We start from the raw sequence: 17,509 nt of genomic DNA, 5'->3' as shown, positions 1-17,509 counted from the left end.
CCACAGATAGCGCCGCAGAAAATTGAAAAGAAAAGCAAAAAGCCCAGTCGCAAGGACTGGGCTTTTTGTTTAAATCTTGTGGTGCCGGAAAGAGGAATCGAACCCCCGACCTTCGCATTACGAATGCGCTGCTCTACCGTCTGAGCTATTCCGGCATCAGGAGAAACGAGATTATAGGGAGTTCTTTAGGAACTTGGCAAGCCCCTCAACTCACTTTTTTGCTTCGAGATGGTAGCGGGTGACGCGGTCGACCTCGTTCTTCGAACCAAGGAACACGGCGACACGTTCGTGCAACGCTTTCGGCTGAATATCGAGAATGCGCTTCTCGCCGTTCGTCGCGGCGCCGCCCGCCTGCTCGACGATGAACGCCATCGGGTTCGCTTCGTACATGAGACGCAGCTTGCCGGGCTTGTCGGGCGTGCGCTTGTCGGCCGGGTACATGAACACGCCACCGCGGTTCAGGATACGGTGCACGTCGGCCACCATCGACGCGATCCAGCGCATGTTGAAGTCGCTTTGACGCGGACCGTCCTTGCCGGCCTTCAACTCGCCGACGTACTGCTCGACCGGCGGATACCAGTGACGTTCGTTCGACGAGTTGATTGCGTATTCGCGGGTTTCGACGGGAATGCGCATGTCGCTTTGCGTGAGCACCCACGACCCCAGTTCGCGGTCGAGCGTGAAGCAGTTCACGCCATTGCCGGTTGTCAGAACCAGTACGGTTTGCGGGCCGTACACCGCATAGCCTGCCGCGACCTGCTGCGTGCCCGGTTGCAGGAACGACTGTTCGGTAGGCTGCTGACCGTCAGGGCAACGCAGCACCGAAAAGATCGTGCCGATGGACACGTTCACGTCGATATTCGACGAGCCGTCGAGCGGGTCGAACACCAGCAGATACTCGCCCTTCGGATAGTTGGCCGGGATCGGGAAGAACTGTTCCATTTCCTCGGAAGCCATGCCGGCCAGGTTGCCGCCCCATTCATTCGCTTCGAGCAGGATTTCGTTCGACAGGATGTCGAGCTTCTTCTGCACTTCGCCCTGGACGTTCTCGCTGCCTGCGGTGCCAAGCGCATCGCCGAGCGCGCCTTTGCTGACGTGATAGCTGATCGCTTTGCAAGCGCGTGCGACGACTTCGATCAACAGACGCAGATCGGCCGGCAGGTTGTTGGTCTCGCGCTGCTGCTCGATCAGATACTTCGTGAGAGTGGTACGACGTTGCAAAGCCATTGCTGTACTCCGGGAGACTTGAGGAATTTCTCGATTTTAACCGCTCACTGTGTCGGCTCCGCGCTTTTACGCACGGAACGACGCATGTCCACGCCAAGTCGCGCTTTGCGCCGCCCCTTGCCGGCCGCGACCATGCCGCTGAGGCTGACCGCCTGGGCCGCGGCGCACCCGCGCCGAAGTAGCGTTCGAGGCGCAACGCGGTGTCGGCAGAAATGGCGCGCTTGCACCAGTCGGCCGAATGGCTAACGCGAGTTGCATTCTCACAAAGTCAAAACGAAAAAAAGCCGGCATCGCGTGCCGGCTTTCGACTACTCAAGAGCTGAAAAACGTCTTATGCCAGTGCCTTCTGCACGATCTCGCGGACATCGCGCGATTTCACTTGCGGGGCGACTTTTTCCAGCGCGGCACGCATGCCGTCGCGCTGGACCGGCGTGAAGCGGCGCCACAATTCGAGCGAGCGGGCGAGGCGCGCGGCCACTTGCGGATTGATCGCGTCGAGTGCAATAACCTGCTCGGCCCAGAACGCATAACCCGAACCATCGGCGGCGTGGAACTGCGCCGGATTTGCCGCGCAGAAGCTGAAAATCAGCGAGCGCGCGCGATTCGGGTTTTTCAGATTGAACGCCGGGTGCGCCATCAGCTTGCGGACGATCCCGATGACCGGACGCTCCGCGCTGCCACGCTGGGTCGCCTGCAACGCGAACCATTTGTCGATGACTAGCGGCTCTTTCTCGAAGCGCTGGTAGAAGTCGTCCAGTGCGTGCTGCGCCTCGGGGCTACCGCCGTTGGCCGCCGATGCATTCAGCAGCGCCGACAGCGCCGCCGAGCGATCGGTCATGTTGTTGGCGGCGTCGTATTGTGCGGCGGCAAGCCGGACGGCGTCGGCCGGATCGTCGAGTTCCGCGAGATACGACAGCGCGAGATTCTTCAGCGCGCGATGGCCCGATGCCTCCGGCGTCGCCTCATAAGCGCCGGGCGTGCGATGTTGCTCGTAGACCTTCAGCCAGTCGCTCTTCAACGCGTTAGCGAGCCGCTTGCGCACGAACTGCCGCGCGGCATGCACGGCGGCCGGATTCGATTCGGCCATCTGCTCGGCCAGATATGCTTCCGAAGGCAGCATCAACGCCAGCTCGCGGAACGCGGGCGACAGCGTTTCGTCCTCGAGCACGCGCGCAAACGCCGACACCACGGAGTCGTCCAGTTGCAATGGCACGCCAGTGGCGGCGCGCCCCGCGAGCGTCAGCAATTCGCGCGTGGCCAGTCGCTGGCCGGCTTCCCAACGGTTGAACGGATCGCTATCGTGCGCGAGCAGGAACGCCAGCTGGTCGGCCGAATACTCGTATTCGACGATCACCGGCGCCGAGAAATTGCGCAGCAGCGACGGCACCGGTTCCTCTGCAACATCGACGAACGTGAAGGTCTGTTCGGTCTGCGTGAACTCGAGCACGCGCGTGGTGGCGTCGCCGGAAGCGGCTTCGCCGTCGAGTTGCAACGGCAGATCGGCGCCGTCCTTGCCGATCAGGCCGATGGCGAACGGAATCGGCAGCGGTCCCTTCTGGGTTGCGCGCGCCGCGGCCGGCGTGTTCTCGCCATAGCCCTGCGTGAGCGTCACGCGGTAGCGTTTCTGCGCGGCGTCGTAAGCCGTGCGCACGGACACGCGCGGCGTGCCGGCCTGGCTGTACCAGCGTTCGAACTGTGCGAGATCGCGACCGTTCGCGTCGGCGAGCGCGTGACGGAAATCGTCGCAGGTCACCGCCTGGCCGTCGTGACGCTCGAAGTACAGGTCCATGCCCTTGCGAAAACCGTCGCGGCCGAACATCGTCTGGTACATCCGCACGACTTCCGAGCCTTTCTCGTAGACGGTCATCGTGTAGAAGTTGTTGATCTCGGCATAGCTTTCCGGGCGCACCGGATGCGCCATCGGACCCGCGTCTTCCGCGAACTGCATCTGCCGCAGGACGCGCACGTCTTCGATCCGCTTGGTGGCGCGCGCGGCTTCGTCGGTTTCGCCGCCGGCCATGTCCGCGGAGAATTCCTGATCGCGGAACACCGTGAGACCTTCTTTCAGGCTCAGCTGGAACCAGTCGCGACAGGTCACGCGATTGCCGGTCCAGTTATGGAAATACTCGTGGCCGACCACCGCCTCGATGTTGGCGAAGTCGGTGTCGGTCGCGGTTTCGGGGTTCGCCAGCACGTACTTCGTGTTGAAGACGTTGAGCCCTTTGTTCTCCATCGCGCCCATGTTGAAGTCGCTCACGGCGACGATCATGAAGCGGTCCAGATCCAGTTCGAGCCCGAAACGCTTTTCGTCCCAGTTGATCGAGTTGATCAGCGAGTCCATGGCGTGACGGGTCTTGTCCAGATCGTGCGGCTCGACCCACACCTGCAACAGCTTCTCCTTACCCGAACCGGTCTTGACTCGCTCTTCCAGCGCGACCAGCTTGCCCGCGACCAGCGCGAACAGATAACTTGGTTTTCTGAACGGGTCTTCCCAGCGCGCGAAGTGACGGCCATCCGGCAAATCGCCTTCTTCGAGCAGATTGCCGTTGGACAGCAGCACCGGGTAGTCGGCTTTGCTCGCGCGCAGGGTGACCGTGAAGGTCGCCATCACGTCCGGGCGATCGAGGAAATACGTGATGCGGCGAAAGCCTTCCGCCTCGCACTGCGTGAAGAAGTTGCCGCTGGAAACATACAGACCGGACAGCGTGGTGTTGGCCGCCGGATTGCACACGCTGGTGAGCGTGAGTTCGAAGTCGTCGGGCACGTCGTCGAGCGTCAGGCCGTGCTCGTGAGCGTGGGTGCGGGTGAACGGCTGAGCGTCGATGGCCGCGCTGACGAACTCCAGTTGTTCGCCCATCAGTTCCAGTTGCGTGGCGCGGACGGCGTCCGGATTGCGGCGCACGCGCATGGTGTTCTTGACGACCGTGCGTTCTGGGACCAGATCGAACTCCAGTGCGACGGTGTCGATCAGGAAGGCGGGCGGCGCGTAGTCGGCGCGGCGGATCACATTGGGCGTTGCGGTATCGGCCATGGCGTTCTATAGGAATGGACTCGAGTCGGCCGGCGCGCAAGCGCGTGAGCCGGGCTGGTCGGGCCATTGTACAAAGCCTCGGCCGATCGTGCGGGCTGAACTTTTTACCGAATCGACCGGTCAGCGTATTATCGGACGCCCGGTCGCGACGATCGCCACGACTACGACCACGACTACGCGCCGATAGCCAGAAAAGCCAAACACTGCACGTTTAACGAGGAAGACCATGACTTTCGATCGATGGACCCGTCGCGCCACGCTGTTCATCGCGGCGCTGACGGTGTTGCTGTCCGGCTGTACGACTTACGTGACCACGCAGGTCACGGCGTTTTCGGACTGGAGCGGCAGCGACGCCACCCGCACCTATGCGTTCACGCGGGCCGACGATCAGCAGAACAATCTCGAACTCAGTACTTACGAGCGCCTGGTGGGCAACGAGCTGGCCGCACACGCATTCCGTCAGGTCGATACCTCGCAGGCGCATTATCTGGTCGGGCTGTCGTACGGAATCCGCTCCGACATGGTGACGGTGGCCCAGCCGGTCTATTACAACCCGTGGCCGGCGCCTTACTGGGGTCGCGGCGCGTTCGATCCGTGGGGGCCCTGGGGTCCGTGGGGCCCGGCGCCGATGGCTTATATGAACGAGAGTTACCCGATCTTCACGCACCTGCTGGGCGTGCGGATCACGGAGCGGGTTAGCGGCAAGGAAGTCTATAACGTGACCGCGCGCAATTCGGGCGGCGAGTCTTCGCTGGTGCGGGCCATGCCGTATCTGGCGCGCAGCGCGCTGGCCGATTTCCCGCTGGGCAACGGCGTCGTGCATACGGTGAGATTCCCGCTCGACAAGAACAGTGGCGCCGGCAATGAGGTCGGCGCCGGCAGTGCCACGCCGGCGTCCGCTCCCGCTGCGCAATAAGCGTCGCATCGACGGGAACTCCGCAGCATTAAAAACGGCCCGGCAGGTCATCCCTGCCGGGCCGTTTTCTTTCATGCGCGATGCGAGACCGGATGCACGAACGCGGCTACCCGAACCGGCGACTCAAACCCCCACGCCGAACAGCGCCATCGCCCCGAGGATCACGAACATCACCGCCGCGATGCCATGCACGACCCTGGTCGGCAGACGATGCGCGAAGCGGTCGCCGAGCAGGATCGCCGGCACGTTCGCGATCATCATGCCGAGCGTCGTGCCGCCCACCACCCCGAAGAAGTCGTGAAAACGCGCGGCGAGGGCGACCGTCGCAATTTGCGTCTTGTCGCCCATTTCCGCGAGAAAGAACGTCACGACGGTCGCGCCGAATACACCGAAGTGCGTGCGGCTGGTGTCGGCGTCGTCGTCGTCGAATTTGTCGGGGACCAGAATCCACAAGCCCATGCCGATGAACGACACGGCCAGTGCCCAGCGCATGACGGTCGGCGTCAGCAGCGAGCCGAGCCAGGCGCCGAGCGCGCCGGCGCAGGCGTGATTGACGAGGGTCGCGGCGAGCACGCCGAGGATGATCGGCACCGGCTTGCGGTAGCGGGCTGCGAGGACGAGCGACAGCAGTTGCGTCTTGTCGCCGATCTCGGCGAGCGCGACTGCCCCGGTCGAAATAAGAAAGGCGTGATCCACGTTGCGTTGTTTTCCCGGGGCCGAGAGATGAGCGAGCGACGATCCACGGCACGCCGGGCCCAGTGACGGCGCGTGTGGATCATCGGTCTCGCCAGGCCAGAGGCTGCGGCTGCCATGGCCATGCAGGCCAAGTCTGTTGACAGGCGCCCCCGCGTTTGTCGCACATGCGACGCCCCGCGTGGCAGCGGAGCGGACGTGCCGCGGGGCGGCTACTCCCCAATGAGGGACGGAGTATAGCAGGCAAGGCGCACAGGGCCGGAATGGGGCAGGCAGAGTCTGTCAGGGGCCACATATGTTTCGAACCGAAACAATTGTTCAACCTGTGCGGAAAGCGGAGGAGAGGCGAATCGGCAACGATGGCCGGCGCGCCGGCGCCGGTGAGTATGGCGTCGTCCAGAGGCCGGCGAGCCTGCCCAAGGCGCTGGAACGGGTCGACCAGCCGGCCGGCCGGATACAGACGGATACGTCTTTTCTGGCTGATTTAATCGAGAATATTCAGTATGATTCCGCCACCCCGAGGGAGCCCGCGCGAATCCAACAGACTAAATTGCTGCCGACGGCTTCATCTTCCGGGGCGGGTGCCGTTATTCGCTAAAGCCACTTAAGAAGACTGGATCGACCCTCCGGCTGGAAATAAGCCGGTCCGCGCGGCGCTCCGGCCTTATCCCCGCTTCTACGCGCGAACACCGCATATGCCCGATCTGCACTGGACCATTCCGGTCGCTCGCTGGTCTAGCTGGCCTGCTGCCGCATCTGCCGCACCCGATATCGGCTTTATCGAGCCGATCGTGCGGCGTCGCCTGAGCACTCTGTCCAGAGTGGCGCTGAAGGTCGCGCACGACTGCACGGCGGACGATCCGGTGCGCGTGGTGTTTGCCTCGCGCCATGGCGAACTGCGCCGCACCACGGACATTTTGCGCAGCATCAGCGCGGGCGAGCCAGTGTCGCCAACCGCGTTCAGCCTGTCGGTGCTGAATGCGATGACCGGCGTGTTCGGGATAGCGCGCGGCGACCGTTCGGCCGCGAGCGCGATTTCCGCCGGCGCCGAAACGCTCGGCTATGGGCTGCTGGAAGCCCATGCGCAGTACGCGGCAGATGCCGCCTCGCCGGTCCTGCTGGTGTACGCCGACGAACCGGCCGATAGCGCATACGGCACGATCGAAGACGAAGTCCAGGGCGGCGCGCTCGCCATCCTGCTGGACGAGAAGACGGCCGTCGGGTATCTCGACTGTGCGCTGACGGATGGAACAGCCCCGGCCCCAACCTCCACCTCGCCGCGGCGCTTTGCGACCCAAAGCCAGGCTTTGCAATGCTGCCTCGACACCGGCGAGCCGGCCGACTGGTCCGGCCTCGCCGCCATCTGGCAATGGAGATGGCATGCTCGCGCGGCTTGATTACGGCTGGCGTTTTTGCGCGACGGGCCTCGCCTTCGTGGTGTTCGGCCTCTGCGGAATGCTGTTTTCGCTGCTGGTGTTTCCGCTCGCCTGGATCTGGCCGCATCGCGCGTCGCGGCAAGCGGCGGTCACGCGCGTGATCTACTGGTTTTTCCGCGCGCTGGTCGCGGTGTTGCAGCATATCGGCGTGATGGCGCTCGACGTGTCCGGCGCGCGGGTTTTGCGCGCGGGCGGCCCGGCGGTGGTGGTCGCGAATCACCCGACTTACCTCGACGTGATGGTGCTGCTTTCGCTCACGCCGCACGCCTGCTGTGTCGTCAAGAACGCGCACTGGCGCAACCCGTGTTTCTGGGGCATCGTGCGTTCGGCCGAATACGTCAGCAACGCCGATCCTGCGGAACTGGTCGAGGCGGGCGCGCGGCAACTGGCGGCGGGTTATACGATGATCATTTTTCCCGAAGGCACCCGCAGCCCCGCGCCGAACCGGCTGCACGCGTTTTCGCGCGGCTTCGCGCATATGGCGCTGAAGGTCGGCGCGCCGATCGTACCGGTCCTGATGGACTGCGATCCGCCGGCCTTCACCAAACAGATGCGCTGGTACGACGTGCCGGCGCGCGCGTTCCGGATTCGCGTGAACGTACTCGAACCGCTCGGCGTCGACCAGTTCGCGCCGCTCGACACCCCACCGGCTCTCGCGGCGCGTAGCGTGACGAGCGCCGTCGAAGCACATATGACTCAGCACCTGTTCGATTATGGATTCTTTAAAACTGGAAATTAAACAGCTTCTGATCGAAGCCCTCGATCTGGAAGACCTGAGCCCTGCCGATATCGACGACGACGCCCCGCTGTTCGACACCGACGGCGTTGGCCTCGATTCGATCGATGCGCTCGAAATCGGCATCGTGCTGCGCAAGCATTACCAACTGACCATCGCAGCGAACGACGAACGCACGCGCGAACATTTCCGCTCCATCAACACGCTGGCCGCGCTGGTGGCAAGTCAGCGCGAAGCGACGAATGCAGCGGGCGAAACTACAAGGAAGGGGGAGTAAATCGTGTCCGAGACGGAGATTCTTGAACGCATCCGCGTCATTTTCAAAGACAACTTCGCGATCGAACCGGAACGTGTGACGCCGGACGCGAACCTGTTCGAAGACCTCGATCTCGACAGCATCGACGCTGTCGATCTCGCGATCAAACTGCAGGAAATGACCGGCCGCCGCATCAAGCCGGAAGAGTTCAAGTCGGTGCGCACGGTCGGCGATGTGATCGGCGCGGTCGAATCGCTGCTGGCGGCCCAAGGCTGATGCCTGCCACGCGCCCGCGCATGCAGGCGACGCTCGACGAAGGCACCGGCGTCCCGGCGCCAGGCGAGCATCGGAATCGGCATTGGCCAGGCGCGATCGCGCAGGTGCTGCTGAGGCTCGCCTATCCCGCGCTGATTCTGTGCGCGTGGCGCTGGGATGCGCCGCGCTATGCGGGCTGCCTGCTGCTGGTGCTGCTGTGGCTGCAACGCTGGGTCGGCCGCGGCGTGATCGGTACGTCGTTGCGGCGGCTGTCCGCGCTCGACTGGGGCGTGGTCGCGCTGCTGAGCGGCGCGTCGCTCGCCATCGTGCTGACCAACAGCGAACTGCTGCTGCGTCTGTACCCATCGCTCGTCAATCTGGGTTTGCTGATCGCGTTCGGCGCGACGCTCACCGGCGGCGGTCCGACGATGATCGAGAAGTTCGCGCGTCTGGGAAAGCCGGATCTGCCGCCGGCGGCAGTGCGGCATACGCGGCGCGTAACGTGGGTATGGTGTGGCTTCTTCGCGCTGAACGGCGCGTTTTCCGCTTATACGGCGGTGTACTGGAGTCAGGCAAGCTGGTCGCTTTATAACGGCGCGATTGCCTACGGGTTGATCGGTTTGCTGTTGCTGGCCGAAGTGGTGTGGCGCTATCTGGTCGTGCTGCCGCGCGCGGCGCGCTCGGAGGCGGCATGATCGCGCTGCACGAGTTGTTGTCGACGCCGCTCGATGCCGCGACCGCACACGTTCCCGTCTGCCGCGATAACGGCGCGGTGCTCGAGCGCGCCGCGTTTCGCGCGCGCGTGGCGAGCCTCGCCGCGTCGCTTCGCATGCAGGACGCGCGCCGCTACGCCGTCTGCATCGACGATCCGTTCGACTTTGCCTGCGCGTTGTTTGCGCTGTTCGCGGCCGGCAAGGAGCCGTTGATTCCGGCCAACGCCACGCCGGGCTATCTCGCCGATCTCGCGGACGCTTACGACACGGTCCTGACCGACGCCGAACTGGCGTCGATCGCGCCGCCGCTCGACGCGACCCACGCGCTCGACGATTGCTTCACCATCGCCCGCGAAGCGCCGCTCACGCTCTATACGTCGGGCAGCAGCGGCAAGCCTAAGGCCATCCGCAAGACCCTCGCGCAATTCGACGCCGAAGTGCACACGCTCGAACGGCAGTGGGGCGCGCTGCTCGGCGACGCGACCGTGCTTGCGAGCGTGCCGCATCATCACATCTACGGTCTGCTGTTCCGGGTGCTGTGGCCGCTGGCGGCCGGCCGCGCTTTCGACCGGGCGATCAGCATCGAGCCGTTGCATCTGCAAAGCCAGATCGCGCAGTGCGGCGCGAGCGTAGTCGTGTCGACGCCCGCGCAACTGTCGCGCTGGCCTGCATTGCCGGGATTCGCCGAATTGGGCCCCGCGCCGCTGGCATTCTTTTCGTCGGGCGGACCGCTGCCCTTGCAGACCGCCGAGGCCTTTGCGCAGGCGTACGGCGCCGCGCCGCTCGAGATCTATGGCAGCACGGAAACCGGCGGTATTGCATGGCGGCGTCAGGATCGCAGCGATGCCTGGCAACCCGTCGACGGTATCGACGTGCGTTGCGACGACGACGGCGCGTTGATGGTCCGCTCGCCGCATCTCGACCATCGCGACTGGCATCGCACCGACGACCGGATCGCGTTCGACGAAGCCGGCCGTTTCCGTCTGCAAGGGCGGCTCGACCGCGTGCTGAAGCTCGATGGCAAACGCGTGTCGTTGCCCGAACTCGAAGCGCGTCTTGCCGCGCATCCCTTCGTCGAGCAGGCAGCCGTGGTGCTGCTGGCGACGCGAACGCACGCCACTGCCGACGCTGGCCTGGAAAACACCGCACGCGAAAGAATCGGCGCCGTCGTCGCACTGACCGAAGCCGGCAGCGCGGCATTGCGCGAATCGGGCCGCGTTCCGCTCGCGCGCAGCTTGCGTCGCCATCTCGCCGATTACTTCGACGTCGTGGTGCTGCCGCGTCACTGGCGTTTTCGCGTGAGCCTGCCGTTCGATGCGCGCGGCAAACTGCCGGTCGCCGCGCTGACGGCCGCGTTCGCGCCGCGCGCCGAAGGCATGGAAGTGCTGGCGGTCGCCCGTTGCGCCGACACCCTGTACTACGAACTTCGCGTGCCGCCGACGCTCGTGCATTTCGCCGGTCACTTTCCCGGTCTGCCGATTCTGCCGGGCGTCGTCCAGGTGGATTGGGCCGTGCGTCTGGCCGCCGATCATCTGCCGGCGGTGCGCAACGTGGCGTCGGTGGAGCGCCTCAAGTTCATGGCGCCGGTTACGCCGGGCGCATTGCTCGACCTCACGCTGACCCACGACGCTTTGCGGCGCCGCGTGCAGTTCACGTTCCGCACGAACGGGCGCGACTGCGCGTCGGGTGCGATCGTCTATCGGGAGCCCGCGTGATGAGCGTGAACGTGCTCCCGTGCATCGTCGTTCCGATCTACAACCACAAGGACGCCATCGGCGCGACCGTGGCCAACCTGGCCGTGCACGGCCTGCCGATCATCGTCGTCGACGACGGCAGCGACGCGCCGACCCAGCAGGTGCTCGCCGCGCTTGCCCGCGAGTACGCGGCGCAACTCACGCTGCTGCGCTTGCCGGAAAACGGCGGCAAGGGCGCGGCGGTGATGGCGGGACTGCGCGCCGCACGCGCGGCCGGCTACACACACGCCTTGCAGATCGACGCCGATGGCCAGCACGACGCGACCGACGTCCCGCGTTTCATCGACGCGGCGCGCGCCGAGCCGGGCGCGGTCGTTCTCGGCCGTCCGGTCTACGACGACAGCGTGCCCAAAGCCCGCCTCTACGGCCGCTATCTGACACATGTGTGGGTGTGGATCGAAACGCTTTCGCTGACCATTCGCGATTCGATGTGCGGCTTTCGCCTCTACCCGCTCGCGCTGGTGTGCGATCTGATCGACAGAGTCGCGTTGCCGACGCGCATGGACTTCGACATCGAGATTCTGGTGCGTCTGCACTGGCGGCGCGCGGCGTTCCGGTCGATCCCGACGCGCGTCACTTATGCCAGCGACGGCGTCTCGCACTTCGACGTGCTGTGGGACAACGTCCGTATCAGCCGCAGTCATACCCGGCTCGTGTTCGGGATGCTGTGGCGTCTGCCGATGCTGCTCGCGCATAAGGTGATGCCGCGTCGTGCACTGCCGCCCAACGAACCCGGCGAGTCCGATGAAGCCGCCGGGCGCCCGTGGTGGCGCGTCGCCGAGCGCGGCAGTCACCTCGGCATGTCGCTGCTCGCGCTGAGTTGCAAACTTTTCGGACGACGCTTCACGGCGCTGTGGCTGCATCCGGTCGTCGCGTATTTTCTGCTGACCGGCCGCGCCGCGCGCGAGGCGTCGGGCAACTACTTTGCCCACCTCGCCGCGGCCACGCCGCAGAACGCGCCGCACACGACGCCGCGCCCCGGCTGGTGGTCCGCCTATCGCCATATGCTGGCGTTTGCTCAATCGGGCTTCGACAAGCTGGCCGCCTGGTCCGGCCGCGTCGATAAAGCCGACATCGCCTTCGACGACCCAACCGCATTCGAAGCGCTGACCTCGAGCGGCAAGGGCGCGCTGGTGATCGGCGCGCACCTCGGCAATCTGGAGATGACCCGCGCGCTCGCCGCCCGGAACACGCGGATAAAAGTGACGGCGGTGGTCTACACGGAGCACGCGAAGCGCTTTAACAGCGTGCTGGCCTCGGCGAACAGCGAGTTCGCGCGGCACCTGCTCGAAGTGCGCGACTTCGGTCCGCAAACGGCCATGCTGATGCAGGAGCGTGTGGATGCCGGCGAACTGCTGGTGATCGTCGGCGACCGCGTTCCCGCGCACGAAACGGGGCGCACGACCGACGCGCAATTTCTCGGCGCGAGCGCGCCTTTTGCACAAGGCCCGTATGTGCTCGCGCATGCGCTGGGCTGCCCGGTCTATCTGTTCTTCTGCCTGAAAGAGCGCGACGGGTACCGGCTGTATTTCGAGCCGTTCGCCGAGCGCATCGCGTTGCCGCGCCGCGAGCGCGCCGCGCATCTGGCCGGCTGGGCGCAGCGTTACGCCGCGCGACTCGAATTCTATTGTCGCAAGGCGCCGTATCAGTGGTTCAATTTTTTCGATTTCTGGGCCAGTCCCAAACGAGGTGCCAATGGACGGACCTGAACTGAACGCCGCCAATGCGTCTCGCAAGATCCTGACAGCCAGTGCGACGGTCGAAGTGCCGTTTCACGACGTCGACGCGATGAACGTATGCTGGCACGGCCACTACCTGAAGTACTTCGAGATCGGCCGTGCCGCGCTGTTGCGCGTGTTCGATTACGACTATCGCGAGATGCAGGCTTCCGGTTATCTGTGGCCGATCGTCGAGGCGCATCTGAAGTATGTGCGGCCCGCGACTTACGGTCAGCAGATCGAGGTGCGCACGCAACTGCTCGAACACGAAAACCGCCTGAAAATAGGCTATGAAATCGTCGATTGCGCGTCCGGCACGCGCCTGACCAAGGGCTACACGATCCAGGTGGCGGTCGACGCCGCCACCCAGGAATTGCAGTTCGTTTCGCCGCCGGTGGTGTTCGACAAGCTGGAGCGCGCATGGGCACGATGACACGCCGCGGTATCGTCGCTGCAGGCATTGTCGCGATGAAGGCCACGGTGGCCACGGTGGCCGTCTCATGCGCGTTGAGCGTCATTCCCGAGAACGCGAACGCCGCCGAAGCCCCGCCCGCTGCCGAAGGTAATCCCGCGCTCGTCTCGCAGATCGCCGCGCATCTGGCGCAAGCCAAAGGCGTGCGCGCGCAGTTTACGCAAACGCAAACGCTCGCCGCGATGAAGCAGCCGCTCGTCAGCAGCGGCTCGCTGCTGTTTCTGCGCGAACGCGGCGTGCTCTGGCAAATCGACACGCCGTACAAAGCCACCTACGTGATCTCCGATGCGGGCGTGGCCGAAGTGAATGCGAACGGTCAGCGCGTGACCACGCATGGCGCACAAGGCACGCGCGGCGTCGCCCAAGTATCGAAGATGATGCGCGCGATGCTCGGCGGCGATCTGTCCGCGCTGTACTCGCAATTCGACGTGCAGGCCGAGGGCAGCGTGGCGCAGTGGCGCCTGCAACTCACGCCGAATCAGCCGCAAATCGCGCAATCCATCAAAAGCTTGCAGATGAAGGGCGGCGACTTTCTGCAAAGCCTGCGCATCACGCTCGCGAATGGCGACATCACGCAACTCGACTTTACGAAGAGCGTCGCAGTGACCGAACCGACGCCGGCCGAGCGCACGCTGCTCGGAGCGCCGTAATGCAGGTGCTGCAAACGCGCGCGCCAAAGCCGCCGGTACAAACGCGGCAGACGTGGACTTTGCGCGTCGTGTGGCTGCTGCTCGCACTGAGCGCGGCCGCCTACTGCGGCTGGCGCTTCACGGGGCCGTCGCCGTTGCAGACCAATCTGCTCGCCTTGCTGCCCGCCACCGAAGCCGATCCCGTCGCCGAGAAAGCGGTCGACACCCTGGCTGCTGCGCTCGGCGATCGCACGGTGTTGCTCGTCACGAGCCGTGACGATGCGCAGGCGAAAGCGGCGGCGAAGCAACTCGGTGCGTCGCTGCGAACCAGCGGTGCGTTCGCTTCCGTGACGACGGAGTTGCCGCCGTTCGACCTGTCGCAAATCGCGGCACTCTATTCGCCGTACCGCTTCGGTCTGCTCACGCCCGCCGATCGCGCCGCGCTGGCCGGCGCTGGCGGCAACGCCGGCGCGTCCCTGCGCGACGCGTTGACCCAACGGCTCTACAGCCCCTTGCGCGGCGGCCTGAGCACGTCGCTCGCCGACGATCCGTTCGGCTGGCTCGAACACTGGCTGAACGCCATGCCGCTCGCCACCTCGAATCTCGAAGTCGAAGACAACCTGCTGGTCGCGCATCGCGATGGCGCGACCAGCGTGCTGATCGTCACGAGCCTCGCCGGTTCCGCGTATGAGTCGGCCACCCAACGGGCGGTGCTGGGCGCGCTGGCGCAAAGCGAAAGCGCGCTGAAGCGGCGCTTCCCCGACGTAACGGTCGCGCGAACCGGCGCGGTGTTCTACGCGCAGGCGGCGCGCAGCGCGTCCGAACACGAAGTGCATGTAATCGGTCTTGCGTCCCTCTGCGGCATCGCGTTGCTGATGATGTGGGTGTTCCGCTCGCCGCGTCTGTTGCTGCTTGGCTTCGTGTCGACGGCGCTCGGTATCGTCTGTGCGCTTGCGGCTACCTTGCTGGTGTTCGGTAAGCTGCATCTGTTGACGCTGGTGTTCGGCGCGAGTCTGATCGGCGAAGCGGTCGACTATTCGATTCAATATTTCGTGGTGTATCTCGGCGCCGGGCGCGACTGGGACGCGCGGCGTGGCGCGCGCGAGGTGCGTCCCGCGTTGACGGTGGCGCTGGCCACCAGCCTGCTGGGTTACGCGATCCTCGCGTGGGTGCCGTTTCCCGCGCTCAAGCAGATTGCCTGCTTTGCGATGGTCGGCATTGCGACGGCGTTCGCTTCCGTGCTCAGCCTGCTGCCCGCGCTGCTCACGCGAGCCCCGGCGCGCAGTCCCCAACGCGTCTTCGACGGCGCGGCGCGTTGGCTCGCGGTATGGCAGCGGACGATCGGCGGCAAGCGCGCAGGGTGGGTCGCAGCACTGCTGCTGGCCGTGGCGATTCCCGGCTGGCTGCGCCTCACTGGCGACGACGATATCCATCTGCTGATCCAGCGCGACGCGTCGCTGGTCGCTCAGGAGGACCGCGTGCGGCAAGCCGTGGGCGCGGATAACAGCACGCAGTTCTTCGTCGTGCGCGGCGCGAGCCCGGAGCAGGTGCTGCAACGCGCCGAAGCGCTGGGTGCGCGACTCGATGCGCTGGACGGCACGGCGAACGCACTCGGCGGGTATCAGTCGGTCACGCAGTTCGTGCCGTCGGCGCGACAGCAGAACGCCGACCGCGCGTTGCTCGCCAAGCGCGTGTTCGGCGATCCGGCCGCGTTGCGCGCGACGCTGTCGCAAGCCGGCTTCAAGGACGACGTGGCAGCGGCATGGCTCGCGGCCTACGCGAAACCGCAGGCGCCCATGAGTCTCGACACGTGGCTCGCCGCGCCGTGGTCGCAGCCGTACCGGCATCTCTGGCTCGGCCAAGTGGATCCGGCCACCCGCACCTACGGTGCAGTGGTCGTTCCGCAAGGCGTCGGCGCACGCAACGAAGCGGCCCTCGTCGGGATTGCGCATACGTTGCCGGGTATCGTTTTCGTCGACAAGGCGGCCAGTGTGTCGGCGCTGTTCGGCGCGTATCGCGTGGATAGCGGCTGGTGGCTCGGCGGTGCGCTGGCACTCGTGCTGTTGCTGCTGATGCGGCGCTACCGGCCGCGCGGCGGTTTCTCCGTGACCTTGCCGGTGCTGCTCGCGGTGGGCACGACGCTCGCCGTGTTCGGTTATGCGCGGGTGCCGCTGAATCTGTTCAACTGGCTCGCGCTGATGCTCGTGCTCGGCGTCGGCGCCAATTACGCGGTGTTTCTGCGTGAAGGCTGCCTGCGCGCGCACGCCGATCTCGGCGCGGTGTGGACGGGCGTGTTGCTGTCGGCGGCCACCACTTTGTTGTCGTTCGGCTTGCTGGGCATGAGTGCCATGCCCGCGTTGAAAAGTTTCGGCGCGACGCTCGCGCTCGGCATCGCGGTGGCGGTGCTGCTCGCGCCGATCGGTATGCCGGCGTCGAACTCGAAACGGAGCAGCCCATGACCCTGCCCCCGGTTTATCTCCACGCGCTCGGCATGATCAACGCGCTGGGCGGCGACCTCGACGAGATCGTGCCGGCGCTCGCCGCGGCGCGCTCGCCCGGCATGGCGGCGGTGCATACCGGTATCGGCGAGGCTTTCGTCGGTAGCGTGCTCACGCCGTTGACCGTCGCGCCGCCCGCGGCGCTCGAACGTTACGACTGCCGCAACAACCGTCTGCTGCTGGCCGCGCTCGCACAGATCGCGCCGTCCGTCGAGGCGGCGCGCGAGCGTTACGGCGCGGCGCGGATCGGCGTGGTGCTCGGCACCAGCACGTCGGGCATCGAAGCCGCCGAGACGGCGTTCGTCTATCAGGCGCAGGCAGGCGAGCTGCCCGCGAGCTTTAACTACAGGCAGATGGAAATCGGCACGGCCGCGCCGTTCGCGGCCGCCGCGCTCGGCGTGCAGGGTCCGGCGTTCACGATATCGACTGCCTGCACGTCGAGCGCGAAGGCGTTTGCGTCGGCCCGCCGGCTGCTGCAGTTGCAACTCTGCGACGCGGTGGTGGTGGGCGGCGTCGACTCGTTGTGCGAACTCACGGTGCAGGGCTTTGCGTCGCTCGAATCGACCAGCCCGGTGCGCTCGAATCCGCTGAGCCGCAATCGTTGCGGCATCAACGTCGGCGAAGGCGCGGCGGTATTCCTGATGAGTCGCGACGAAGCGGCGGTGCGGCTCGCGGGCGTCGGCGAATCGAGCGACGCGCATCACATCTCGTCGCCGGACCCGCGCGGCGCAGGCGGCGAACTGGCGTTGCGCGCCGCGCTTGCCGACGCGTGCATCGCGGCGGACGCGATCGGCTACGTGAATCTGCATGCGACCGCCACCCGCAAGAACGACGAGATGGAGGCGGCGCTGATGGCGCGTGTGTTCCCGCACGGCGTCGCGACGAGCGGCACCAAGCCGCTCACGGGTCATCAACTGGGCGCGGCGGGCGCGACCGAACTGGGTTTTGCATGGCTCACGCTGGCGCGTGCGGATGTGCCGCTGCCGCGGCATCTGTGGGATGGCGAAGCCGACGCCGCGCTGCCCGTGCTGGATCTGGTGGAAACCGAACGTTTCCTGCCGCGCGCGACGAACGGGACGAACGCGACGAACGCGCACTACGCGATGAGCAATTCGTTCGCGTTCGGCGGCAGCAATGTCAGCCTGATTCTGTCGACTTGATGTCGACGCGAGCTT

General features: G+C 65.5%; 16 protein-coding genes, 1 tRNA gene and 1 riboswitch. Of the genes, 13 read left to right on the top strand and 4 right to left on the bottom strand.

Features of this window, described 5'->3' with window-relative positions:
- Positions 1 to 79: 79 nt before the first annotated feature.
- The 3 genes from FQ746_RS22515 to pepN all read right to left on the bottom strand — a co-directional run bounded on the left by FQ746_RS22515 (position 80) and on the right by pepN (position 4,258).
- Positions 80 to 155 (bottom strand) — tRNA-Thr (locus FQ746_RS22515).
- Between the two features lie 55 nt (positions 156 to 210).
- Positions 211 to 1,227: a class 1 fructose-bisphosphatase gene (locus FQ746_RS22510; RefSeq protein ID WP_144111846.1), complete on the bottom strand. Its 1,017-nt coding sequence runs from the start codon at positions 1,225 to 1,227 to the stop codon at positions 211 to 213.
- 331 nt (positions 1,228 to 1,558) lie between these two features.
- Positions 1,559 to 4,258 carry an aminopeptidase N gene (gene pepN / locus FQ746_RS22505; RefSeq protein WP_144111845.1) on the bottom strand — a complete coding sequence of 900 codons (2,700 nt, stop codon included), beginning with the start codon at positions 4,256 to 4,258 and terminating at the stop codon, positions 1,559 to 1,561.
- 226 nt (positions 4,259 to 4,484) lie between these two features.
- On the opposite strand from pepN, the gene FQ746_RS22500 reads away from it, so the two are divergent.
- Positions 4,485 to 5,174 carry a DUF4136 domain-containing protein gene (locus FQ746_RS22500; protein WP_144111844.1) on the top strand — a complete coding sequence of 230 codons (690 nt, stop codon included), beginning with the start codon at positions 4,485 to 4,487 and terminating at the stop codon, positions 5,172 to 5,174.
- 123 nt (positions 5,175 to 5,297) lie between these two features.
- Here the strand turns inward: FQ746_RS22500 and FQ746_RS22495 are convergent, their stop codons facing one another.
- The gene (locus FQ746_RS22495; protein ID WP_144111843.1) at positions 5,298 to 5,870 is read right to left on the bottom strand and encodes a TMEM165/GDT1 family protein; all 573 of its coding nucleotides are present in this window, start codon (positions 5,868 to 5,870) and stop codon (positions 5,298 to 5,300) included.
- 78 nt (positions 5,871 to 5,948) lie between these two features.
- Positions 5,949 to 6,100, bottom strand: a riboswitch (yybP-ykoY riboswitch).
- A 62-nt stretch (positions 6,101 to 6,162) separates the two neighbouring features.
- Between FQ746_RS22495 and FQ746_RS22490 the strand changes: the two genes are divergently transcribed.
- From FQ746_RS22490 to FQ746_RS22435, 12 genes are all read left to right on the top strand, one after another.
- Entirely contained in the window at positions 6,163 to 6,465 is a 303-nt protein-coding gene (locus FQ746_RS22490; protein ID WP_144111842.1) for a hypothetical protein, read from the top strand.
- 97 nt (positions 6,466 to 6,562) lie between these two features.
- Complete coding sequence (locus tag FQ746_RS22485; protein ID WP_144111841.1) at positions 6,563 to 7,264, top strand: beta-ketoacyl synthase chain length factor; 702 nt, start codon at positions 6,563 to 6,565, stop codon at positions 7,262 to 7,264.
- Positions 7,248 to 8,042: a lysophospholipid acyltransferase family protein gene (locus FQ746_RS22480; RefSeq protein WP_144111840.1), complete on the top strand. Its 795-nt coding sequence runs from the start codon at positions 7,248 to 7,250 to the stop codon at positions 8,040 to 8,042. Before FQ746_RS22485 ends, FQ746_RS22480 begins: the two co-directional genes overlap by 17 nt.
- Complete coding sequence (locus tag FQ746_RS22475; protein ID WP_144111839.1) at positions 8,017 to 8,316, top strand: phosphopantetheine-binding protein; 300 nt, start codon at positions 8,017 to 8,019, stop codon at positions 8,314 to 8,316. Before FQ746_RS22480 ends, FQ746_RS22475 begins: the two co-directional genes overlap by 26 nt.
- Positions 8,317 to 8,319: 3 nt before the next feature.
- Positions 8,320 to 8,571, top strand: coding sequence for an acyl carrier protein (locus FQ746_RS22470; RefSeq protein ID WP_144111838.1), 252 nt, complete (start codon positions 8,320 to 8,322; stop codon positions 8,569 to 8,571).
- Positions 8,571 to 9,245: a hypothetical protein gene (locus FQ746_RS22465; protein WP_144111837.1), complete on the top strand. Its 675-nt coding sequence runs from the start codon at positions 8,571 to 8,573 to the stop codon at positions 9,243 to 9,245. The genes FQ746_RS22470 and FQ746_RS22465 overlap by 1 nt, the downstream gene beginning before the upstream one ends.
- Positions 9,242 to 10,978, top strand: coding sequence for an AMP-binding protein (locus tag FQ746_RS22460; protein ID WP_144111836.1), 1,737 nt, complete (start codon positions 9,242 to 9,244; stop codon positions 10,976 to 10,978). Before FQ746_RS22465 ends, FQ746_RS22460 begins: the two co-directional genes overlap by 4 nt.
- The gene (locus FQ746_RS22455; protein WP_409932419.1) at positions 10,978 to 12,726 is read left to right on the top strand and encodes a glycosyltransferase family 2 protein; all 1,749 of its coding nucleotides are present in this window, start codon (positions 10,978 to 10,980) and stop codon (positions 12,724 to 12,726) included. Before FQ746_RS22460 ends, FQ746_RS22455 begins: the two co-directional genes overlap by 1 nt.
- A complete protein-coding gene (locus FQ746_RS22450) occupies positions 12,713 to 13,168 on the top strand; it encodes an acyl-CoA thioesterase (RefSeq protein ID WP_144111835.1) in 456 nt (151 codons plus the stop codon). Before FQ746_RS22455 ends, FQ746_RS22450 begins: the two co-directional genes overlap by 14 nt.
- On the top strand, positions 13,156 to 13,857 hold the full coding sequence (locus FQ746_RS22445) for a LolA family protein (RefSeq protein ID WP_144111834.1): 702 nt from the start codon (positions 13,156 to 13,158) through the stop codon (positions 13,855 to 13,857). The genes FQ746_RS22450 and FQ746_RS22445 overlap by 13 nt, the downstream gene beginning before the upstream one ends.
- Positions 13,857 to 16,295: an MMPL family transporter gene (locus FQ746_RS22440; RefSeq protein ID WP_144111833.1), complete on the top strand. Its 2,439-nt coding sequence runs from the start codon at positions 13,857 to 13,859 to the stop codon at positions 16,293 to 16,295. The genes FQ746_RS22445 and FQ746_RS22440 overlap by 1 nt, the downstream gene beginning before the upstream one ends.
- Entirely contained in the window at positions 16,292 to 17,494 is a 1,203-nt protein-coding gene (locus FQ746_RS22435; protein WP_144111832.1) for a beta-ketoacyl-[acyl-carrier-protein] synthase family protein, read from the top strand. Before FQ746_RS22440 ends, FQ746_RS22435 begins: the two co-directional genes overlap by 4 nt.
- Positions 17,495 to 17,509 lie beyond the last annotated feature (15 nt).

This window comes from Paraburkholderia sp. BCC1886 (genome assembly GCF_900996245.1).
Taxonomy (GTDB): Bacteria; Pseudomonadota; Gammaproteobacteria; order Burkholderiales; family Burkholderiaceae; genus Paraburkholderia.
The sequence above is the reverse complement of the archived record's forward strand: the minus strand, read 5'-3'. Positions and strand labels throughout refer to the sequence as shown.

Bases quoted from the DNA above. Each gene is read 5' to 3' on its own strand.
- FQ746_RS22485 (WP_144111841.1), top strand. From the start codon at position 6,563: ATGCCCGATCTGCACTGGACCATTCCGGTCGCTCGCTGGTCTAGCTGG.
- FQ746_RS22500 (WP_144111844.1), top strand. From the start codon at position 4,485: ATGACTTTCGATCGATGGACCCGTCGCGCCACGCTGTTCATCGCGGCG.
- FQ746_RS22490 (WP_144111842.1), top strand. From the start codon at position 6,163: ATGTTTCGAACCGAAACAATTGTTCAACCTGTGCGGAAAGCGGAGGAG.
- FQ746_RS22510 (WP_144111846.1), bottom strand. From the start codon at position 1,227: ATGGCTTTGCAACGTCGTACCACTCTCACGAAGTATCTGATCGAGCAG.
- FQ746_RS22460 (WP_144111836.1), top strand. From the start codon at position 9,242: ATGATCGCGCTGCACGAGTTGTTGTCGACGCCGCTCGATGCCGCGACC.
- FQ746_RS22445 (WP_144111834.1), top strand. From the start codon at position 13,156: ATGGGCACGATGACACGCCGCGGTATCGTCGCTGCAGGCATTGTCGCG.
- FQ746_RS22465 (WP_144111837.1), top strand. From the start codon at position 8,571: ATGCCTGCCACGCGCCCGCGCATGCAGGCGACGCTCGACGAAGGCACC.
- pepN (WP_144111845.1), bottom strand. From the start codon at position 4,258: ATGGCCGATACCGCAACGCCCAATGTGATCCGCCGCGCCGACTACGCG.
- FQ746_RS22435 (WP_144111832.1), top strand. From the start codon at position 16,292: ATGACCCTGCCCCCGGTTTATCTCCACGCGCTCGGCATGATCAACGCG.
- FQ746_RS22450 (WP_144111835.1), top strand. From the start codon at position 12,713: ATGGACGGACCTGAACTGAACGCCGCCAATGCGTCTCGCAAGATCCTG.
- FQ746_RS22480 (WP_144111840.1), top strand. From the start codon at position 7,248: ATGCTCGCGCGGCTTGATTACGGCTGGCGTTTTTGCGCGACGGGCCTC.
- FQ746_RS22440 (WP_144111833.1), top strand. From the start codon at position 13,857: ATGCAGGTGCTGCAAACGCGCGCGCCAAAGCCGCCGGTACAAACGCGG.
- FQ746_RS22455 (WP_409932419.1), top strand. From the start codon at position 10,978: ATGAGCGTGAACGTGCTCCCGTGCATCGTCGTTCCGATCTACAACCAC.
- FQ746_RS22475 (WP_144111839.1), top strand. From the start codon at position 8,017: ATGGATTCTTTAAAACTGGAAATTAAACAGCTTCTGATCGAAGCCCTC.